Below are 20707 nucleotides of genomic sequence, written 5' to 3' on the forward strand. Positions count from 1 at the left end.
ACCGTCACCTCCCCCTCGCGACGGAGTCCCCGGGCGCGCGAGGATCCGTCCCGCGCCTGAGCCGCCCGCCCGTGCGGGTCCCTAGCGTGGAGGTACACCCGATCCACGCTAGGAGCGACCATGCTGCGCCTCGACGGCATCCACCGGTCATACGGGGACAGGCTCGTGCTCGACGACGTCGGCTTCACCGTCGAGCGGGGCCGGCTCACCGGCTTCGTCGGCGGCAACGGAGCCGGCAAGACGACGGCCATGAGGATCATCCTCGGTGTCCTCTCGGCGGACTCCGGGGAGGTCACCATGGACGGGCGCCCCCTGGACGCCGAGCAGCGTCGCACCTTCGGGTACATGCCCGAGGAGCGCGGCCTCTACCCGAAGATGCGCGTCGCCGAGCAGCTCACCTACCTCGCGCGGCTGCACGGCTACGACCGCGCTGCGGGCGACCGCCGGGCTCGTGACCTGCTCGAGAGCCTGGACCTCGGCGAGCGGGCCGACGACCGGCTCGAGGACCTGTCCCTCGGGAACCAGCAGCGGGTGCAGATCGCCGCGGCCCTGGTGCACGACCCGGAGGTGCTGATCCTCGACGAGCCGTTCTCGGGGCTCGACCCGATGGCGGTGGACACCGTGGTGGCGGTCCTGACCGAACGGGCTGCCCGCGGCGTCCCGGTGCTGTTCTCCTCGCACCAGCTCGACGTGGTCGAGCGCCTGTGCGACGACGTCGTGGTGATCGCGGGCGGGAAGGTGCGCGCCGCAGGCGGGCGCGAGGAGCTCCGCGAGAGGTACGCCGAGCCCCGGTACGAGATCAGCTCCGCGGGGGACATGGGCTGGCTGCGCGGCGAGCCCGGGGTCCAGGTCGTCGACTTCGCCGGCGGGTGGGCCCTGTTCGACGCCGACGAGGAGACCGCCCAGCGCGTGGTGCGGGCCGCGATCGCCCAGGCCCCGCTGCGCGAGTTCACCCCGGTCCGCCCCACGCTGGCCGAGATCTTCCGCGACATCGTTCGCGACGAGACCGACCCGAGCCAGGCCGGCACGAGTGGGTCTGGCACGAGCAGGTCTGGCACGAGCACCCTGGAGACGGTCCGATGAGCATCACCGAGCGCCCCCGGCGCACGACCCCCGTGCCCGCCCCGACGACCGCGTCGTCGACCGCCCCACGGCCGGCCGTCCCCGGCACCCTGCAGTCCACGCTCCTGGTGGCCGAGCGCGAGGTCGTCACCCAGCTCCGCTCGAAGTCCTTCCTCATCTCCGCGGCCGTGCTGCTGGTCGCCGTGCTCGCCTCGATCGTGCTCGGCTCACTCTTCTCCGGTCGGGAGGGTGACCCGACCCGCGTCGCCGTCGTGCCCGAGGTGGCGGCGGTGGTCGAGGACGCGGAGGGGCTCGAAGGGGTTCCGGTGGCCGACGAGGCCGCGGCCCGCGCGCTGGTGGAGAACGAGGAGGTCGAGGCCGCGGTGGTCGTGGACCGGGCCGACGGCGGGCCGCTCGGCCTGCGGGTGCTCGCCCTCAGCAGCGCGCCCGAGGAGGTTCTCGGAGCGCTGTCCGCCACCCCCGAGGTCGAGCTGCTCGGCGAACCCGCAGCCGGGTTCGGGATCCGCTACCTCGTGTCACTGGCCTTCGGGCTCGTCTTCATGATGTCGGCGCTCACCTTCGGCTCGACCATCGCCCAGAACACCGTCCAGGAGAAGCAGTCCCGCATCGTGGAGATCCTGCTCTCGACCGTCTCGGCGCGTGCGCTGCTCGCGGGGAAGATCCTCGGCAACAGTGCGCTGGCCTTCGCCCAGACAGCGGCGGTCGCCGCGGTGAGCGTCGCCGGGCTGATGGTCATCGGGCAGGACGAGCTGCTGGGCACGCTGGGGAGCCCGCTGGTCTGGTTCGCGCTGTTCTTCGTCGTCGGCTTCGTGCTCCTGGCCGCGATCTTCGCCTCGAGCGCGTCGTTGGTCTCCCGCATCGAGGACACCGGTCCGGTGCTCACCCCGGTGATGATGCTGACGATGGCCCCGTACTTCCTCGTCGTGTTCTTCAACGAGAACGTCCTGGTGCTGCGGATCGCGTCCTTCTTCCCGGTGAGCGCCCCGGTCGCGATGCCCGTGCGGCTCTTCCTCGGGGAGGCCTCGTGGTGGGAGCCGCTGGTCGCCCTGATGATCCTCGTGGTCACGACCGTGGCCGTGATCGCCGTGGGGGCGAAGATCTACGAGCGGTCGCTGCTGCGGCTCAGCGGGCGGGTGCGGCTCAGCGAGGCGCTGCGACAGGGGTGATCGCCGCGGCTGTGCAGGGGTAGGCGTCCCGGGGGTCCCGGTGCGGTGGCCTCGGCTACGCCGGCAGGACGTACAGGTACATCAGCAGGTAGTGCAGCGCGGCGGCGACCACGACCATGAGGTGCCAGATCTCGTGGAAGCCGAACACACCGGGGACGGGGTTGGGTCGTTCGAGGACGAAGATGATGAACCCGGCGCTGTACATCAGGCCCCCGGCCGCCATCAGCGCGTAGGCGCCGAACGGCAGCGGCACGCCTGCGCCCGCGAGCAGCACCGGGATCCAGCCCAGCACGATGTACAGGGTGTTGGTGAGGTGCTTGGGCAGGTCGCGACGCATCGAGCGCAGCACGATGCCCGCGGCCGCGATCGCCCAGACCGCACCGAGCACGGTCCAGCCGTAGGTGGTGCGGAACAGCACCAGCACCAGGGGCGTGACCGACCCCGCGATGAGCAGGAACACCGAGTCGTAGTCCAGGGTGCGCAGCACCTCGTTGACCCGGGGGCTGCGGTCCAGGCCGTGGTGCAGGGTGCTTGACGCGAACAGCATGAGGACCGAGAAGCCGTAGACGCTGAACCCCACGATCTTCCACGGGTCGCCCTGGGCACCGGCCTGCGTGATGAGCAACGCCGAGCCGACCAGGGCGAAGCAGGTTGCCGCCAGGTGGGAGACGGTGTTGACCCGCTCGTCGGTGACGTGGACGCTGCCGTCCTTGCTCAGAGGCGTCGGATCCACAGCTTCCTTCCGAGGGGCGCCCGCGGGCCGCGGGGTGGGAGTGCGGGGATGATGCCGCGACCCGGCAAGCGTAGGTGGTGCCAGCGGGGACCTCGGTCCGGCTGCGCAGGGTTCTCGAACGATCTTGCGCGTCTCGCAGACCGAACTGTTCGAGAAGCTGTTGTGCGCTGGACGGGGGTCGGCTGAGATCGGTCCCCTCCTCCGGGGAGGCAGAGCTGCATGCGGCGAGGCCGACGGCGAGTGCAAGGACGGCGAGTGCAAGGACGGGGAGGGCAGGAAGGCAGGGCGTACGAGGGCCGAACCAAGGGCATCGTCAGCGGCGCGCGGGCCTGGCCAGCACCGCCCTGTCAGGATGGGGTGGTGCGGAGCGTGAGGGGAGCGGCGTTGGCCGTCGCGACGCTGTTGGTGGCGTCGTGCTCGCTCGGTCCCGCCTCGCCGACCTACTACCAGCCGACGTCGACGGTCGTACTGCCCGACCCTCCCGTCACCACGGGCGCCGCGGAGCCGTGCACGGCTGAGCAGGTCGACGTGGTCCTCGAAGGCCTCGATGCCGCGATGGGGCAACAACGGTGGGGGACGTTGCGCGCGATGAACCGCTCCGAAGCCCCGTGCACGCTCGAAGGTTCTCCGGGGTTGCTGGTCGAGCAGGGCGGGCGGCTGCTCGACGTCTCCGTCGTGTACGGGCTGATCGCCGGCGTCTCCAAGAGCCCTGAGGGCACTGGGCCCGTCCGGCTCGAGCAGCAGCAGTCGGCCACGGCCACCGTCTACTGGCGTGGCTACGGAACCGCCGCCGACCAGACGACCAGCCAGACCGTTCGTGCGACCCTCGAGGACGGGAACGTTCTCGACGTCGCCCTGGGTGCGTACGCGACCGACCCGGTGTTCGACCTGGTCGACGGCGGTGAGGCCACGATCAGCCCGTGGGTCGCGACGGGCTACGGGCCGTCCGGGTACGACGGTCCCGACTCGCCGGTCGAGGCCACGACGCCGTGCGAGAGCAGCGACCTCGTCGCCGGGGTGGAGGACGTCCCGAGCCGCTCGGGGGCGGAAGGTGACGAGCCCGCTGTGTCGCTGTGGATCGCGCACGTAGGCCTGGTGCCATGCCTCGTGGGCGGCCTGGTGCTCGCCAGCGAAGGCGCGGAGGTCGTGCTCGACGAAGGGCAGAGCCTCGCGGTCCTCGTGCCAGGTGGTGCGCTCGACAGGAGAATGGCTCTCGCCGAGTTCGAGAGGGTTCGGGCATCCCGTGGAGCATGGCAGGTGCGCGCGGGGCGCGCGGTGGCCCGGGTGGTGATGACGGAGATTCGCTAGGCCCGCGGGCCGGGCTCTCCTCGAGCCTCAGGGCTTGACCCTGCACCATGGTGCAGGGAGCACCCTCGTGGCATGACCACACGAGCGCTTCTTGTCAGCAGCACTTCCCTGCGCGCTGGGCGCGTGGGCGCCTTGTACGACCTGGTCGCGACCGTCGGGTTCGTCACGCCATGGACCGCCGCCCTGATCTTCGACCTGCTGCGCAGCGTCCACGCCACCTGGGACCTGCCCGGTGAGGTGCTGCCACCGTTCGACGGCCCGCACATGATGTTCGTCAACCTCTTCGGTGCCGCGGTGGTGATGTGGAGCCTCGCCCGTGTGGCACGTCCGGTGCCGTGGACGGTCGCGATCGACACCGTCGGACGACTGGTCTTCTCGGCGGTGTTCATCAGTGTCCTGAGCCAGGGCCACTCCGCGGTGATCGTGCCGTTCCTCGCCCTCGAGCTGGCCTTCCTCGTCTGGCAGGCGCTGAGCCTGCGTGTCGCGAGGGCCGCCGAGGGCTCGTCCGTGAGGCTGCCGCACGAACCGCGGCCGCATGACGGGCGCGGCGTCGTCGTCGGCCGCTGATACGGTCCGTCGAATGCTCATCGGGGAGGTCGCGAGGGCGGCCGCGGTCGAGGTCAGCACGGTGCGGTTCTACGAGCGCCGGGGCCTCGTACGACCCACCGGGCGCACCACCGGGAACTATCGCCAGTACGCCGAGGACACCCCTCTCACCGTGCGGTTCATCCGTCGCGCCCAACGCCTGGGCTTCACCCTCGCGGAGGTCGCCCCCGTGCTTGCCCTACGACTGGTGCCGGACAGCGTGCTGCGCGAGGTGCTGGCTGCCAAGCGCGCCGACCTCGACCAGCGCATCGCCGACCTCGAGCGGATGCGAGACGCCATCGACCGTCTCGCTGCCGAAGGCGTCGACCCGGACGCGCCGTGCCCCGTGGTGGCCTCGCTCGCGACGGCGGGGCCCTGGCGGAGTGAGGGGCGGTGACGGCGACTCGTCGGCACCTGAGGGTGGGGCACAACGGGAACGGTGGGAGCTGGGGCGGCGCGAGCTCTCCGTGGGGATGACCCGGGCTCGGGGCCGGCTGTGGTGGGGGTCGCCTGAGAATCAGGCCGTGAAGCGTTCCCAGCGCCACGCGAGCAGCTCACGGTCGGGACGGTCGACGGCGCGCAGGGGCACCGTGATGACCCGGCCGTGCATCGCCTGGATCCCGTGCCGCAGCATCGGTCCGTCGATCTCCTCGAGGACCTCGCGGTTGACGGCCACCTCGTAGTCCGGGCTGATGCCGAGCATCTGCTGGTCGTACGCACCATGGTGGATCTTGCACAGCGCCAGCCCGTTGCTGGTCACCGGGACCCCGCGTTCCTCGGAATCGGGGACGATGTGCGCGGCGTCGAGCAACGAGCCATGACGCAGGGAGCAGATGGCGCAACGCGTCTGGTAGGCGAGCAGCACGCGGGTGCGGAACGCCGGCTGGTGGAGTCGCTGCTTGGCGAGCCGGCGGGCATAGGCACGCTGAGGTTCGGCGAGGTCCTTGATGTCGCCCATGTAGCGGAACGACTCGTCCAGCGCGATGAGGAAGGACCTCTCCTCGGGGTAGTCGTCGACGACGTACACCGGCATCACTGGTGTGTAGTAGTTGGGGACCTCCTTGCGGAACAGGAGGAGCGGCTGACCTGTGCGCATGGCCTCACGGAGCTTGCGGTTGTCACCGGTGAAAGGGTCGCCCTTGCGGTAGGCGTAGTGCAGCAGGCCGTCCTCGGGTGACTCGACGTCGTCGTACGGGCCGCTGGCCGAGGAGACGATCGACAGGGTCGACCCGAAGCTCTGCGGGTTGCGGATGCCGCGCGAGAAGTCGATCAGCGGCAGGTCTCGACCGTCGATGCGGAAGCTCAACAGCTCGTGCCGGTGCAGGAACCCGCCGTTCGCCTCTGCTCGCTCACGCACCCAGGCCATGATCTCGACGCGCAGGGCGGATTCGAGGGCGGTGTCCACCAGGAGAGCTGACCACGCGGCGACCCTCCGCGTCAGCCCACCCCGCCGACCACTCTATTTGGTTACTAGAATCATTCTCAGTATCGTTCGCTCCCGGCCCACCAGAAGGAGCAACCGATGCGCGCCCGTCCTGCGGCACTCGCCGCCACCCTCGTCCTGCTCGCACCGCTCGCGGGGTGCTCGTCCTCGACCGGCAGCGTCGACGCAGCCGGCATGTCGGCGGTCACCGACCGCACCCTGGTGATCTCGGGTTCCTACGAGGTCCACAACCTCGACCCGATCACCGCCAGTGCGGTGTTCACCCGTCTCGAGGTCGCCGAGACCCTCGTGGCCACCGACGTGGACGGCACCCTCGTCCCGGGCCTGGCGACGTCCTGGGCGGTCTCCGAGGACCAGCTCACCTGGACCTTCCAGCTCCGTGAGACCGCGACGTTCCACGACGGCACCGACGTGGACGCCGACGCCGTGACGACCGCCCTCACCCGCGCGCACGGAACCGAGGGCACGCCGCTGGCCACCGCCCCGATCGCCGAGGTCGGCGGCGAGGGTGACACGGTCGTCGTGACCCTGACCGAGCCCTTCGCCTCGCTGCCCGCGGTCGCCGCGGACACCACCGGTCAGGTCCTCGCCGCGGCGTCCTACGCCGACGACGGCTCGGTCACCGCGGTGATCGGCTCGGGACCCTACGAGGTCGTCGAGGTCACCGCGCCGACGTCGGTCCTCGTGACAGCCGCCGAGACCTGGGACGGCGAGGCCCCGGCGATCACCGATGTCATGTACCAGTCGGTCGGCCGGCCCGAGGCGCGTGCCCTGATGGCCCGCAGCGGCGAGGCCGACGTCGTCCTGGGCATGGACCCGACCGCTCTCGCGGGCCTCGCCGACGCTCAGGACGTCACCACGCTCTCGGTGACCCTGCCGCGCACCGTGCTGCTCAAGGTCAACACCGGCGACGAGGTCCTCGGTGACGTGGCGGTGCGTCAGGCGATCAGCCTGACCCTGGACCGCACGGGGATGAGCGAAGCGGTGCTCCTGGACCCCGAGCTCGCCGCGACGCAGATGCTCCCGGCCTCGCTCGCCGAGTGGCACGACACCGACGCCACCCCCCTGGACCACGACGTCGAGGAGGCCCAGCGACTGCTCGCCGAGGCCGGTTGGGCCCCCGGCAGCGACGGCATCCTCGTCAAGGACGGCCAGCGCTTCACGGTCACCCTGCGGACCTTCCCGGACCGGTCCGAGCTGCCGCCGCTGGCCACCGCCATCCAGGCCTCGCTGGCAGGCGTGGGCATCGACGTCGAGGTGCTGGTCGGCAACTCCAGCGAGATCCCCGCGGCGCACGCCGACGGCTCGCTGGACCTGGCGCTCTTCACGCGCAACTTCGCGCTCGTCCCCGACCCGCTGGTCACGCTGCTGACCGACCTCGACCCCGCCGGAGCCGACTGGGGCGCCATGGGGTGGCAGGACGCCGAGGTGACCGCTGCCCTGGGCGCGCTCGCCGACGGCGCCACGGGGGACGAGGCCGAGGCCGCCCGAGCCACCATCACCGCGACCCTCCAGGAGGAGCTGCCGCTCATCCCCGTCGCCTGGTACCGCCAGAGCGCCGTGATCTCCGAGGCGGTCAGCGGTCTGGAGCTCGACCCGTTCGAGCGCTCGTGGCGCCTGTCGACCGCCACCTGGACCGAGTGATCCGCGGATGACCCTGAGCCCTGACACGGGTGCGGCGCTCGCGTCGCCGTCCGTCCCCGGTGCAACGGTGGGGCCCGACGCCTCGTCCCTGCCCCCGGTGGCGGACGGCGGCGTCGGCCGCGCGGTGCTCCGTCTCCTCCTGCGTCGCGCGCTGCAGGCCGTGGGCGTGACCTTCGCGGTCACCACCGCCTGCTTCGCGATCATGCAGCAGCTCCCCGGTGACGCCGCCTTCCGGATCGCCGCCGGACGGTACGGCTACGACTTCGTCACCGCCGCCTCCGCCGACGCCGTCCGCGGCGAGCTGGGACTGGACCGGCCGGCCTGGCAGCAGCTCCTCACCTGGTGGGGCGACGCGCTGCGGATGGACCTCGGCACCTCGCTGGTGACCGGCGCCGACGTCGCGCACGAGGTGCTGCACGGCCTCGGTCACACCCTCCAGCTCGCCGGCCTCGCGCTGCTCCTCGCCTCGGTGCTGGGGATCGCCGCAGGTGCCGCCGCGGCGCGCCGTCCCGGTGGCGGGGTCGACCGGCTCGTCGGCGTGTGGGTCGTGGTGGCCCGCTCGCTGCCGCCTTTCGTGCTGGGCCTGCTCCTGGTGGTGCTGATGGCCGTCCAGCTGGGTGTGCTGCCCGTCGCCGGGACCGGCACGCCCGCCCACGCGGTGCTGCCCGCCACCACCCTGGCCGTGGGCCTGTCCGGCCTGGTGGCGCGCATCGCCCGCGACGCGATCGTCCAGGTCAGCACCTCCGAGCACGTGCGGTTCGCGCAGACCCGTGGGCTGAGCCCCTCGGCCGTGGTGCGCCGCCACGTGCTGCGCAACGTCGGCACCACCCTGGTGGCGTACCTCGGCGTGCAGGCGCTCGTGCTCGTCGAGGGAGTGATCGTCGTCGAGAGCGTGTTCGCCTGGCCGGGCATCGGGCACACCCTGGTGCACGGGGTGTTCTGGCGCGACGTGCCCGTCATCCAGGGCACCGCGATCGCGCTCGCCCTGGTGGTCGTGGCCGTCAACGCCCTGGTCGACGTGCTCACGCTGCTGCTCGACCCGCGCCCGCGCGAGACGGCGGTGATCCCATGAGCATCCCCGCACCGTGGACAGCGGCGCCGGCACCCGGCCTGGTGCGCGGGCTCCTCACCTCGCCCGCCCGAGCGGCCGCGGTCGTGGTGCTCATCGTGCTGGCGCTCTTCGCGCTGATCGGGCCCCTGCTGTGGAACCAGCCGGCGCTGCAGGAGCTGGGCCGAGCGCTCGAGGCCCCGAGCCTGAGCGACCCGCTCGGTCGTGACCGGCTCGGCCGCAGCGTCGTCGCCCGGCTCGCCCACGCGACACGTCTCTCGCTCGCTCTCGCCGCGCTCAGCGTGGTCACCTCGGCCCTGGTCGGGGGAGTGGCCGGTGTGATCGCCGCGTGGCGCGGCCGCTGGGTGGACACCACCCTCAACGCCGCCGCGGAGACCCTCGTCGCCGTGCCCGCCCTGCTGATCGTGCTGCTCGCCGCCGCCCTGGCCGACGGCAGCCTGCTCGTGCTCTACGTCGGTATCGCCGTCGCGCAGTCCGTCGAGTGGTTCCGCGTGGTCCGCGCCCGCAGCGCCGTCGTGCTCGCCGGCCCGGCTGTCGGCACCGCGCGGATGCTCGACCTCGGCACCTGGCACGTGCTGCGCCGCCACCTGTGGCCCGAGCTCGCGCCCGTCGCGCTCACGCTCGCGTCCTTCGGGATCGGCACGGCCGTGCTCGCCCTGTCCACGCTCAGCTACGTCGGGGTGGGCCTGCGCCCGCCGACCGCCGAGCTCGGGCTCATGATCACCGAGGCGCTGCCGTTCTGGTCCCAGGCGCCCTGGCTCGTCCTTGCACCCGTGCTGGTGCTGGCCGGGACGCTGCTGGCCTTGCTGGGCCTGCGCCGCGAGGAGGCACCTGCATGACCGTTCACCTGCACGAGGTCGCTGTCACCCACCGCGGGCGCGTGCTCGTCGACGTCACGGACGTCCGGCTCGACCGGGGCCGAGCACTGACCGTGGTCGGGGAGTCCGGGTCCGGGAAGTCGTTGCTCGCGCACGCCGCGATGGGCACGCTGGCCGCTGGGCTCGACGCCCACGGGTCGATGACCGTGGACGGCGTCCGGCACGACGTCGCCGACCAGGTGAGTCGCCGTCCGTTGTGGGGTCGCACGCTCGCCCTGCTGCCCCAGGAGCCGGTGCTGGCCCTCGACCCCACCATGCGGGCACGTGACGTGGTCGCCGAAGGGGCCCCGACCTTCCGACGCGACCGGCGAGCTGCCCGCCGCACCGCCCTCGAACGCCTGAGCGGGATCGGCGTCGGGCACGCCGCAGGCGCCTACCCCCACCAGCTGTCGGGCGGCATGGCCCAACGGGTGGCGTTCGCGGCAGCGACCGTCGGGGACGCCCCCGTGCTGGTCGCCGACGAGCCCTCGAAGGGCCTGGACCCCGTCGCCCGCGCGGACCTCGCGGAGCTGCTGCGCAGTCACGTCCGGGACGGCGGGGCGCTGCTGACCATCACCCACGACCTGGATCTGGCGCGTGCGTTGGGCGGTGACGTGCTGGTCATGCGGGACGCTGAGATCCTCGAGCGCGGTCCGGTCGAGCAGGTCCTGACCTCACCCGTGCACCCGTACACGCAGCGCCTGCTCGCGGCCGAGCCGAGCCGGTGGACCAAGGGCTGGATGCGGACCGCCGCACCCCAGGACGACGGCCGGACGCTCCTGGTGCGGGCCGACGGCGTGGCCCGGGTGCTCGGTGGACGGCGACTCTTCGACGACCTCACCGTGGAGCTGCGAGCCGGTGACCGGGTGGCGCTGACCGGTCCGAGCGGCAGCGGCAAGACCACGCTCGGCAGGGTGCTGCTGCGTCAGCACCCCGTGGACGCGGGGCGCGTGCACCACACAGGTCTGGGACGCACCCGGGGCCGGGCGCCCGTGCAGCAGCTGCACCAGGACCCCACGCAGTCCTTCCCGGCCCGCGTCCCGCTGCGGGTCGCCCTCGGTGACGCGGTACGGCGCCACCGCCTCGACCCGATGCGGCTGACCGAGCTGCTCGGCACCCTGCGCCTGGACGGTGCGCTGCTCGAACGGCGCCCCGGTGCGGTGTCAGGCGGGGAGCTGCAACGGCTCGCCATCATCCGGGCGATGCTCCTGCACCCACGCCTGCTGCTGGCCGACGAGCCCACGTCCCGCCTGGACCTGCTGACCCAGGAGGACACCCTGGACGCGCTCATGACCCAGGTCGAGGCGCACGGGACGGCGCTGCTCATGGTGACCCACGACGTCGCGCTTGCCGACGTGGTCGCAGACCGCTCGGTCGCGCTGGCGAGCGGACTTCCGGCCGGTGACCGGGTGCCTCGTGCGACGGTGGCCGCCCACTAGCCTCAGGACCACGAACCGCTCAGGAGCGCCGCCGGCCCTGCCGGAGCTCTCAGTGCCCCCGGTCGAGCCACTCCTGCAGGTGCGGTGCCTCGGCGCCGATGGTCGTCTCGTCACCGTGCCCGGTCAGCACCCGGGTCTCGGGGGGCAGGGTGAGCAGCCGGGTGCGGATCGACTCCACGATCGTCGGGAAGTCCGAGAACGACCGTCCCGTCGCCCCCGGACCGCCGTTGAAGAGGGTGTCCCCGGTGAGGACCACACCCAGCTCTGGGCAGTGCAACGACACCGCGCCGGGGGAGTGGCCCGGGGTGTGCAGCACGTGCAGCTCGACACCCGCGACAGGGACCACCTGGCCGTCGGTGAGGTCGGTCGTGCTGAGCGACGCCGGGTGGGTCAGCTCCCACACCGGCCGGTCCGCCGGGTGCAGCAGCACGGGCGCGCCGAAGCGCTCGGCCAGGGCCGGGGCGTGCCGCACGTGGTCGTCGTGCGCGTGGGTGGCGACCACGGCCACCAGGGTGCGGTCACCGACCGCGGCGGCGATCACGTCGGCGTCGTGCGGGGCGTCGACCACCACGCACTCGACGTCGTCCCCCACGATCCACACGTTGTTCTCGACGTCGAAGGTCTCACCGTCCAGGCTGAACGTGCCCGCGGTGACCAGGTGCTCGATGCGTGCGCTCATGCGGGGACTCCGTCGGTCGTGGGGGTGGTGGTGCGGTCCGTGCCGGCACGGTCCAGGACGACCACCGATCGCAGGACCTCACCGCGGCCCATCGTGGCGAAGGCCTCCTCGACGTCACCCAGGCCCACGCGTTCGGAGACGAAGGCGTCCAGCGGCAGCCGGCCGTTCTGGAACAGCTCGATCAGGGCCGGGAAGTCGCGCTCGGGCAGGCAGTCGCCGTACCAGGAGGACTTGAGCGCCCCACCGCGGCCGAACACGTCGGCCAACGGCACCTGCAGCTGCATCTGGGGGGTGGGGACACCCACCAGCACGACGGTCCCTGCCAGGTCACGGCCGTAGAAGGCCTGCCGCCACGTCTCGGGCCGGCCGACGGCGTCGATCACGACGTCGGCCCCGAACCCGTCAGTCAGCTCGCGGATCGCGCCGACGACGGCGTCCTCGTCCATCCCGCGCGAGCACACCGTGTGCGTGGCTCCGACGCTGGTGGCCCGGGTCAGCTTCTGCTGGTCCAGGTCGATCGCGATGACGCGACGGGCCCCTGCCAGGACCGCTCCGGCGACCGCTGCGCACCCCACCCCGCCGCAGCCGATGACCGCGACGGTCTGCCCCCGGCGCACCGGTGCGGTGTTGACCGCGGCCCCGATGCCGGCCATCACCCCGCAGCCCAGCAGGCCCGCGACCGCGGGGTCGACGTCGGCGTCGACCTTCGTGCACTGGCCCGAGTGGACCAGGGTCTTCTCGCAGAAGGCGCCGATGCCCAGCGCCGGTGAGAGCGGCGTGCCGTCGGTCAGGGTCATCGGCTGCGCGGCGTTGTGGGTCGCGAAGCAGTACTGCTGCTCACCGCGCTTGCACGCCCGGCACTGGCCGCACACGGCCCGCCAGTTGAGCACCACGGTGTCACCGACCGCCACGTTCGTGACGCCGTCACCGATCGCGGAGACCACGCCCGCAGCCTCATGACCGAGCAGGAAGGGGTAGTCGTCGGTGATGCCACCCTCGCGGTAGTGCAGGTCGGTGTGGCACACCCCGCAGGCGCGCACGTCCACGACCGCCTCCCCGGGACCGGGATCGGGGACCACGATGTCGACGAGCTCGACGGGTGCCCCCTGGGAGCGGGACACGACGCCCTTCACGGTGTGCGGCATGGGTCTCCTCGACGGGGATGGGTGGGACCGCCAGCCAATCACGGAACCCGCGGGGCGGCCTGGGGGCGGTACGGCGAGGTCGTGCGGTTGCCGGCCACCGCCCTCACCCCTTGTCGTGCGACCGGTACTCCGTCGGGCTCGTCCCGTGGATGCGTCGGAACTGGCGGGAGAAGTACAGCGGGTCGGGGTAGCCGACCTGCCGTGCGATCGAGGTGATCGTGCGGTCGGTGGTGTCGAGCAGCTCGCGCGCCAGGCCCATGCGCAGGCGGGTCTGGTACTCCAGGGCCCCGTAGCCGGTCGCCCGGCGGAACCGCACCGCGAAGTGGGACTCGCTGAGCCCCGCCATCCCCGCGAGCTCGGCCAGGGACACCCGGGACGAGGCGTTGGCGAGCAGGTGCTCGATGGCCGCCTGCACCGGGTCGACGCTCTCGCGGCCCAGGGCCCGGCGGTCGGCCGCGAGCAGCGACAGGGCGTACCAGGCCGCCCCCGACGCCGCGATCAGCGTCGAGGTGGTCTCGTCACGTTCCATGCGTCGGATGATCGTGTCGATCAGGGACACCACCCGTGCCGGGTCGCCGAGCCCGAAGACGGGTTGCTGCGCGGTCGCACCGATCGCCTCGAAGAGCTCGGGCACGCTGCGTCCCACCAGGTGCATCCACCAGATGGTCCATGGCTCGGTCGCGTCCGCCTCGTAGGTGTGCGGGACGCCGGCGGGGATCACCACGGCCTGGCCGGCGCGCACGCTGTGCGTCCCGGACGGCAGGACGCACGTGCCGCGCCCGGCCGCGCACACGATGACGATGTCCTGCGGGGCACCCCGGGCCCGCTCACGGCCGTGCGAGGACGCCTTGGGGAAGAAGCCGACGTCGGTCACCAGCAGCTGGCCGGTGACCGGGGCGCGGAGCGCCTGGGCGACCAGGGGGCGGGGCAGCACCCGCATGCGCTGGCCGGGGAAGCCCTCGGCCAACCGGGTGGTCTCGGAGGGAGCGCTCATCGTCGGATCATCCATGTGGTTCGAGGGAATGGCCATTCTCGCGCACGCCGCGGGCTCCTAGCGTCGTCGACATGCTCGACGAAGAGTCCAGACTGGACCTCCCGCCCGTCCCGTCCTCCCTGACCGGCGCACCGGTCGCCGCGTGGCGTGAGCCGCTGACCATCGACACGTACCTCCCCGCGGCCCCCGACCGGTACCCCGCCTTCCTGGAGAACCGCGTCTACCAGGGCTCCTCGGGCCGCATCTACCCCCTGCCCTTCCACGAGCGGATCAGCGCGACCAAGGCCCCACGGCAGTGGGACGCCGTCCACCTCGAGAACGCGTGGGTGCGGCTGGTCGTCCTGCCCGAGCTCGGCGGGCGCCTCCACATCGGTCTGGACAAGACCACCGGGTACGACTTCTTCTACCGCAACAACGTGATCAAGCCTGCCCTGGTCGGGCTCGGCGGTCCCTGGGTCTCCGGTGGGGTCGAGCTCAACTGGCCCCAGCACCACCGTCCGGGCACCTTCCTGCCCACCGAGGCCCTGATCGAGCACGAGGACGACGGCGCCGTCACCGTGTGGTGCTCCGACCACGACCCCTTCGCCCGGATGAAGGGCATGCACGGCTTCCGGCTGCGGCCCGACAGCAGCGTGATCGAGCTGCGGGCCCGCCTGTTCAACCGCACCGATGACGTCCAGACCTTCCTGTGGTGGGCCAACGTCGCCGTCGCCGTCAACGACGACTACCAGTCCTTCTTCCCCACCGACGTCCACGCCGTCGCCGACCACGCCAAGCGCGCCGTCACCGCGTTCCCCCGGGCTGACCGCCCCTACTACGGCGTCGACTACCAAGAGCGGGCCCAGGCCCGGCCCGATGCCGACCGGATCGACTGGTACCGCAACATCCCGGTCCCGACCTCCTACATGTGCCTGGGCTCGCAGGACGACTTCTTCGGCGGGTACGACCACGGCGTCGACGCCGGCTTCGTGCACTGGGCCGACCACCGTGTCTCGCCGGGCAAGAAGCAGTGGACCTGGGGCAACGGACCCTTCGGCTGGGCCTGGGACGCCAACCTCACCGACACCGACGGTCCCTACGTCGAGCTGATGGCCGGGGTCTACACCGACAACCAGCCCGACTTCAGCTTCCTGGCGCCCGGGGAGACCAAGACCTTCAGCCAGTACTGGTACCCCCTGCAGCAGACCGGCCCCGTGCACCAGGCCACCCTGGACGTGGCCGTGCGACTCGACGTCGTGCCCGGGGAGGGCGGCGGCACGGGGGTCCGGGTCGCTGCCGCCACGACCGCCGTCCGCCCCGGGCTCGAGCTCTCGCTCGTCGATACCGCGGGAACCCTGCGGTGGAGCACGACGGCGGACGCTGCCCCCGGTCAGCCCGTGGTCTGCGAGGTGGGGTTCGACGACGTCCTGGAGCCCACCGACCTGACCCTGGTCGTGGGGCACGAGGGCACCGAGCTGCTGCGCTGGACCCACCGGCCGCCCGTGGAGTCCCCTGAGGTCCCGCCGCCCGCGAGCGAGCCGCCGGCCCCGGGCGACGTCTCCTCGGTCGACGAGCTGTACCTGGTGGGTCTGCACCTCGAGCAGTACCGTCACGCGACCCGGTCGCCCGAGCCGTACTGGCGTCAGGCGCTGGACCGTGACCCGGGCGACGTGCGCTGCAACGTGGCCCTCGCGGTCCGCCGCCTGCCGGCCGGGCGCTACGCCGAGGCCGAGCAGCACCTGCGCACCGCCGTCGGCCGGCAGACCCGGCTCAACCCCAACCCGGCCGACGGCGAGGCCACCTACCGCCTCGGTCAGGTGCTGGCCCGGACCGGTCGCACCGACGAGGCCTACGACGCCTACGCCAAGGCCGCCTGGAACGCGGCCTGGTCACCCGCCGCGCACCTGGCGATGGCCCGCATCGACGCACGACGCGGCGCGGACCCGGCGGCTCTCGACCACGCCCAGGCCGTGCTCGCGGCCGACGCCCAGAACCTCCAGGCCCGCTGCGTCGCGGTGACCGTGCTGCGGCGCCTGGGACGCACCGACGAGGCGACCCGGCTGCTGGACGGCTCCCTGAGGATCGACCCCCTCGACACCTGGTCCCGTGACCTCGCAGGTCAGCCCCTGGGCGCCGACGCACCCACCCTGCTCGACGTCGCGCTCGAGCGCGCGTCCGTGGGCGAGCAGGTCGCCGCGCTGCGGCTGCTCGACACCGTGGCGGCCATGCCCACCGTCCCCGGGCAGGTCGGCGTCGCGCCCCTCGCGCTCTACCACCGCAGCGACCTGCTCCTGGCAGTCGGGGAGCCCGCCGCCGCGCAGCAGGCGCAGGAGGCGGCGCGCTGTGCCGATGCCACCTACTGCCTGCCCTCGCGCCTCGACGACATCGACATGCTGGGCCGGATCCTGGAGGCCTGGCCCCAGGACGCCAGGGCCTGGGCGCTGCTCGGGCACTGGCTGTACTTCCAGCGCCGCTACGCCGACGCCGTCCAGGCATGGGAGCGCTCGGTCGACGCCGACCCCGACGACCCCGTCGTGTGGCGCAACCTCGCCGTGGCCGCGTTCAACGTGCACGGCGACGCCGACCTGGCGCGGCACCACTACGACCAGGCGCGCTCCCTCGCCCCGCAGGACGCCCGCCTGCTCTACGAGCTCGACCAGCTCGACAAGCGCACGGGTCGCAGCGTCGAGCACCGGCTCGCCCGGCTCGAGGCCGCACCCGAGATGGTCGGCCGACGCGACGACCTGACCGTCGAGCTGATCCGGCTGCTCGTCGCGGCGGGGCGCGCGCGCGAGGCGCTGGCCCTGCTGCACGGACGCCGCTTCCAGCCCTGGGAGGGTGGTGAGGGACAGGTCCTGTCCGCGTGGGACGAGACGCTGCTGACCCTGGCCCGCGAGGAGCTCGCCGCGGGCCGGGCCACCACGGCCGTGGGCCTGCTGGGCACGGCCCTCGAGCCCGCGCAGACCCTGGGCGAGGGACGGCACCCGCTCGCCAACTGCTCCCACCTGCTGCTCGCCCTGGGCGACGCCCGCTGCGCCGTCGGCGACCACGAGGGCGCCCGTGACGCGTGGCGCAGCGCGGCCACCTTCGCCGGGGACTTCCAGGGGATGGCACCCACGGCGTACTCCGACATGACCTACTACTCGGTGCTCGCCAGCCGCAGGCTCGAGGACCACGCGGGGGCCACCACCCTGCTCGACGGGCTCGCGGCGCACGTCGACCGGCTCGCCGCGACCCCCGCGACCGTGGACTACTTCGCGACCTCGCTGCCCTCGATGCTGCTGTTCACCGACGACGTGCAGGAACTCCAGGACACCACCGTGCTGCTGCTGCGTGCCCAGGTCGCCGCCCTGCACGGTGAGCTCGCGCAGGCCGATGCCCTGGCTGCCGAGGTGGCCGTGCGTGAACCGGGTCACGTGCGCGCCCTGGACCTGCAGCGTGCGCTCGTCGGGGAGCACGTCTCATGAGCCCCACCTGCAGCGGACGACCAGGAGGACACCTGATGGTCGTCCTCGTCGTGCCCGCGATCAACATTTCAACAAAAATCCCAATAGTCCGATTTCTGCTATCTTGACGCGGCGCCTTGCGAAAGGCCCATTCCCTCACGACATCTGGAGTTCCATGAGAACCGTCCCGATCTTGACTCTTGCCTGCGCCTCGGCGCTTCTCGTGGCGAATGCCGCTTCTGCGGCTCCAGCCGATCCTTCGCCCGAGGGGGAGTTCGTCTCCGCCGTTTCTTCGGTCGCTCCGATGGTTTTCGACGACCTCGCCGCGACTGAGGACGGTGCGCCTTCGCCCACGACCGCATCGCAGGAGCAGATCACCGAGATCGTGGGTGCTGACGTCACCGTCGCAGGCATCGAGGTCGGGCTGCCCGTCGGAGCCGATGCAGATCTGACGGCACTTCCTGACGGGTCCCCGCTTCTGGTCGGCGACGACGGGGTGGTGGTCGCCCCGCTCGAGAAGGAGGACGGATCGGTCCAGATCGTCTTCGTCATCGACGGCAACGACTCGCCAGGCGAGTTCGAGTTTCCGTTCGAGGTGATCGACGGAGCAGTGCTGCAGGTCATGGAGGACGGGTCGGCCGTGTACACCGGAGCTGACGGAGGACTCCTCCTCGCCTCTGCAGCACCCTGGGCGATCGACGCGTCAGGCCACGAGGTCCCGACGCACTTCGAGGCACGCGGGTCGACGCTCGTCCAGGTCGTCGAGCACGCCGGCGCTCCAGTCGACTACCCGGTCGTCGCCGATCCGTGGCTGGGCGTCGACCTCTTCTCGAAGGTGTGGACCGACACCTACAACGGCCAGCTGCGGGTGAACGCCCGGAAGTCGGCGTGGGGGCAGGGGATGCACACACCGACGGTCGCGGGGCAGGCGATCTTCCTGAACGCGGGGTGGAGCGAGGTCAAGGCCAAGGCTCCGAGCGTGACGGTCAAGACCACGCTTCACCAGCAGTACCAGTGCCACGTCGCGGGCGGCTACGCCAACCTGGCGGGCGACTGGAACCTCGAGCGGTTCCGGGTCAACCGGACGACGCACTGGTCCTACGGCGTCGCAGTTCATCGCTGCAACTGGACGACTGCAAACCGTTACTGATTCTGTGACCCAGTCAAAGAAGCTCCTCGTCGAATCGGATGGTGAAGTGAGAAGATGTTCTTCGTCGTTCTAGCCCTCGTGCTGATCGTTCTCGGCGGGGGAGTTCTCTCCGTCGCCTTTCGTCGTCGTTCACGGCCGCTCCAGGCCGGCGCCTGGGCCGTGATCGCACTCGGACTCATCTTTGCGGGTGCGTGGATGTTCGGGGTCGTCTGAGCCTGTTCTCGCGAACACGCATGCGGGCGGGAAAGAAGCGCCCGCATGCGGCGATCGGAGAAGCGGCTCGGTCAGCCGCGTGGTCGCGGCTGACGTCCTTGGATCATCCCGGTGCGTCGAGGGAGTGGACACTCTTTCGACGCACCGGGCCGAGCCGTACTGGTTCGAAGCCCTGACTCGCGGCCCGGGGACGTCCGCAAGGACGTGACCCCCGCGGGCCTCCGCCGTCGGGCCGGGCCCTAGCGCAACGCCGCCTGAGACGCGGCGTGCCCACCCTCAGTGCCCGGCCGCCACCCCCGGCACCCCCGGACGCACCCTGAGCAGGAAAGCCGCAGGGATGGCCACCAGGGTGATGACCGCCCCCACGACGAAGGCGGCGTGCACCCCGCCGGCGGTGGCGGCGACCTCGCTCGCGCCGCCGTCGGCCAGCCGCAGGCTCTGCGCGGTGAGAACGGTGATGAACAGGGCCGTCCCTGCGGCCCCGGCCACCTGCTGCACGGTGCCGACCATCGCGCTGCCGTGGGAGTACAGCCGTGGGGTCAGCGAGCCCAGGGCCGCGGTGAACAACGGGGTGAACATCAGGGCCAGGCCGCCGCTGAGCACCACGTGCCCGGCGAGCACCTGCCAGGCAGGGCTGGTCGCGTCCAGGGCGGCGAAGGACCACGCTGCGGCGCTGACCACCACGGTGCCCGGCACGAGCAGGACGCGCGGGCCGTGCCGGTCGTAGGTGCGACCCACCGACGGTGCGGCCAGGCCCATGAGCAGACCACCGGGCAGCAGCAGCAACCCGGTCTGCAACGGCGTGAGTCCCAGCACGTTCTGGGCGTACAGGGGCAGCAGGATGATGGTGCCGAACAGGGACATCATGCTGATCGCCATGAGGACCACCGCGACCGAGAAGGTCGGTGAGGTGAACGTCCGCAGGTCGAGCAGCGCCGAGTCGGTGAGCTGCAGGCGCCGCTGCCGCGCGACGAACAGGCTGAGCGCCGCGGCGCCGACCACGATCGGGGCGGCGGCAGCGACGAGGTCACCGGCCGACTCGCCCAGGTGGCTGAGCCCGTAGACGATCCCGCCGAAGCCGACGGCCGACAGCGCCACGGACAGCAGGTCCACGCGAGCGTGGTGGGGGGTGGTCAGGTTCGGCATCCGGACCGCGCCGAGCACCAGCGCGCCCAGGGCCACGGGCAGCATCAGCACGAAGATCCATCGCCACGGCAGGGCGCTGAGCACGAGGCCCGAGATCGTGGGGCCCAGGGCCGGGGCGACCGAGATCACCACCGAGATGTTCCCCATGGTCCGGCCGCGGGTGGCCACCGGCGTCACCGTCATCACCGTGGTCATCAGCAGCGGCAGCATGATCGCGGTCCCCGCGGCCTGGACCACCCGGCCGCTGAGCAGCAGCGGGAAGGTGGGCGCGACGGCGCAGACGAGCGTGCCCACGCTGAACAGGGACATCGCCGTGAGGAACGTGGCGCGCGTGGTGATCCGCTGGATGACGAACCCGGTCACCGGGATGACCACGGCCATCGTGAGCATGAACGAGGTGGTGACCCACTGCGCGGTGCTGGGCACGATGTCCAGGTCGGCCATCAGGTGGGGGAGGGCGACCCCCATGGTGGTCTCGTTGAGGATGACCACGAAGGTCGAGAAGAGCATGAGGCCGACGGCCAGGCGGTCCCGTGGGCTCATCGCGGTGGGGGCGGCGGACGCAGGTGCCAGCGGGGCGCGCGGCTCGTCGGCGGTGCGCTGCGACCCGCCCGTGGGGGGCGTGGT

The 20707-nt window shown here is 72.0% G+C and carries 17 protein-coding genes; 11 read left to right on the forward strand and 6 right to left on the reverse strand.

Annotated elements, in window-relative coordinates:
- Positions 1-120 precede the first annotated feature (120 nt).
- Both M1R94_RS07300 and M1R94_RS07305 read left to right on the forward strand, forming a co-directional pair.
- A complete protein-coding gene (locus tag M1R94_RS07300; protein WP_249381015.1) occupies positions 121-1083 on the forward strand; it encodes an ABC transporter ATP-binding protein in 963 nt (320 codons plus the stop codon).
- Positions 1080-2249, forward strand: a complete 1170-nt coding sequence (locus M1R94_RS07305; protein WP_249381016.1) for an ABC transporter permease — start codon at positions 1080-1082, stop codon at positions 2247-2249. Before M1R94_RS07300 ends, M1R94_RS07305 begins: the two co-directional genes overlap by 4 nt.
- A 55-nt stretch (positions 2250-2304) precedes the next feature.
- Here the strand turns inward: M1R94_RS07305 and trhA are convergent, their stop codons facing one another.
- Positions 2305-2982 carry a PAQR family membrane homeostasis protein TrhA gene (gene trhA / locus M1R94_RS07310; RefSeq protein WP_249381017.1) on the reverse strand — a complete coding sequence of 226 codons (678 nt, stop codon included), beginning with the start codon at positions 2980-2982 and terminating at the stop codon, positions 2305-2307.
- 360 nt (positions 2983-3342) lie between these two features.
- Between trhA and M1R94_RS07315 the strand changes: the two genes are divergently transcribed.
- From M1R94_RS07315 to M1R94_RS07325, 3 genes are all read left to right on the forward strand, one after another.
- A complete protein-coding gene (locus tag M1R94_RS07315) occupies positions 3343-4290 on the forward strand; it encodes a DUF4232 domain-containing protein (RefSeq protein ID WP_249381018.1) in 948 nt (315 codons plus the stop codon).
- Between the two features lie 72 nt (positions 4291-4362).
- Entirely contained in the window at positions 4363-4857 is a 495-nt protein-coding gene (locus M1R94_RS07320) for a hypothetical protein (protein ID WP_249381019.1), read from the forward strand.
- 13 nt (positions 4858-4870) lie between these two features.
- Complete coding sequence (locus M1R94_RS07325) at positions 4871-5272, forward strand: MerR family DNA-binding protein (protein ID WP_249381020.1); 402 nt, start codon at positions 4871-4873, stop codon at positions 5270-5272.
- A 120-nt stretch (positions 5273-5392) separates the two neighbouring features.
- Here the strand turns inward: M1R94_RS07325 and M1R94_RS20665 are convergent, their stop codons facing one another.
- A complete protein-coding gene (locus M1R94_RS20665; protein WP_249381021.1) occupies positions 5393-6280 on the reverse strand; it encodes an HNH endonuclease in 888 nt (295 codons plus the stop codon).
- Positions 6281-6397: 117 nt separating this feature from the next.
- Between M1R94_RS20665 and M1R94_RS07335 the strand changes: the two genes are divergently transcribed.
- From M1R94_RS07335 to M1R94_RS07350, 4 genes are read left to right on the forward strand one after another with little or no spacing between them, the layout of a single operon-like run.
- Positions 6398-7963, forward strand: a complete 1566-nt coding sequence (locus tag M1R94_RS07335) for an ABC transporter substrate-binding protein (protein ID WP_249381022.1) — start codon at positions 6398-6400, stop codon at positions 7961-7963.
- A gap of 7 nt (positions 7964-7970) precedes the next feature.
- On the forward strand, positions 7971-9035 hold the full coding sequence (locus M1R94_RS07340; protein WP_249381023.1) for an ABC transporter permease: 1065 nt from the start codon (positions 7971-7973) through the stop codon (positions 9033-9035).
- A complete protein-coding gene (locus M1R94_RS07345) occupies positions 9032-9871 on the forward strand; it encodes an ABC transporter permease (RefSeq protein ID WP_249381024.1) in 840 nt (279 codons plus the stop codon). Before M1R94_RS07340 ends, M1R94_RS07345 begins: the two co-directional genes overlap by 4 nt.
- Complete coding sequence (locus M1R94_RS07350) at positions 9868-11328, forward strand: ABC transporter ATP-binding protein (RefSeq protein ID WP_249381025.1); 1461 nt, start codon at positions 9868-9870, stop codon at positions 11326-11328. Before M1R94_RS07345 ends, M1R94_RS07350 begins: the two co-directional genes overlap by 4 nt.
- Positions 11329-11377: 49 nt before the next feature.
- On the opposite strand, the gene M1R94_RS07355 is transcribed toward M1R94_RS07350, so the two are convergent.
- The 3 genes from M1R94_RS07355 to M1R94_RS07365 form a co-directional block, all read right to left on the reverse strand.
- Positions 11378-12007 (reverse strand): MBL fold metallo-hydrolase, encoded by a 630-nt coding sequence (locus M1R94_RS07355; protein WP_249381026.1) that lies wholly within the window; start codon positions 12005-12007, stop codon positions 11378-11380.
- Positions 12004-13152: an S-(hydroxymethyl)mycothiol dehydrogenase gene (locus M1R94_RS07360; RefSeq protein WP_249381027.1), complete on the reverse strand. Its 1149-nt coding sequence runs from the start codon at positions 13150-13152 to the stop codon at positions 12004-12006. The genes M1R94_RS07355 and M1R94_RS07360 overlap by 4 nt, the downstream gene beginning before the upstream one ends.
- Before the next feature lie 103 nt (positions 13153-13255).
- Positions 13256-14146: an AraC family transcriptional regulator gene (locus M1R94_RS07365; RefSeq protein ID WP_249381028.1), complete on the reverse strand. Its 891-nt coding sequence runs from the start codon at positions 14144-14146 to the stop codon at positions 13256-13258.
- Between the two features lie 71 nt (positions 14147-14217).
- Between M1R94_RS07365 and M1R94_RS07370 the strand changes: the two genes are divergently transcribed.
- Positions 14218-17592: a DUF5107 domain-containing protein gene (locus M1R94_RS07370; RefSeq protein WP_249381029.1), complete on the forward strand. Its 3375-nt coding sequence runs from the start codon at positions 14218-14220 to the stop codon at positions 17590-17592.
- Between the two features lie 283 nt (positions 17593-17875).
- Positions 17876-18721: a hypothetical protein gene (locus M1R94_RS07375; RefSeq protein ID WP_249381030.1), complete on the forward strand. Its 846-nt coding sequence runs from the start codon at positions 17876-17878 to the stop codon at positions 18719-18721.
- Between the two features lie 489 nt (positions 18722-19210).
- On the opposite strand, the gene M1R94_RS07380 is transcribed toward M1R94_RS07375, so the two are convergent.
- On the reverse strand, positions 19211-20623 hold the full coding sequence (locus M1R94_RS07380) for an MDR family MFS transporter (RefSeq protein WP_249381248.1): 1413 nt from the start codon (positions 20621-20623) through the stop codon (positions 19211-19213).
- Between the last annotated feature and the right edge of the window lie 84 nt (positions 20624-20707).

The organism is Actinotalea alkalitolerans (assembly GCF_023369855.1).
In the GTDB taxonomy this organism is placed as follows: Bacteria; Actinomycetota; Actinomycetes; order Actinomycetales; family Cellulomonadaceae; genus Actinotalea.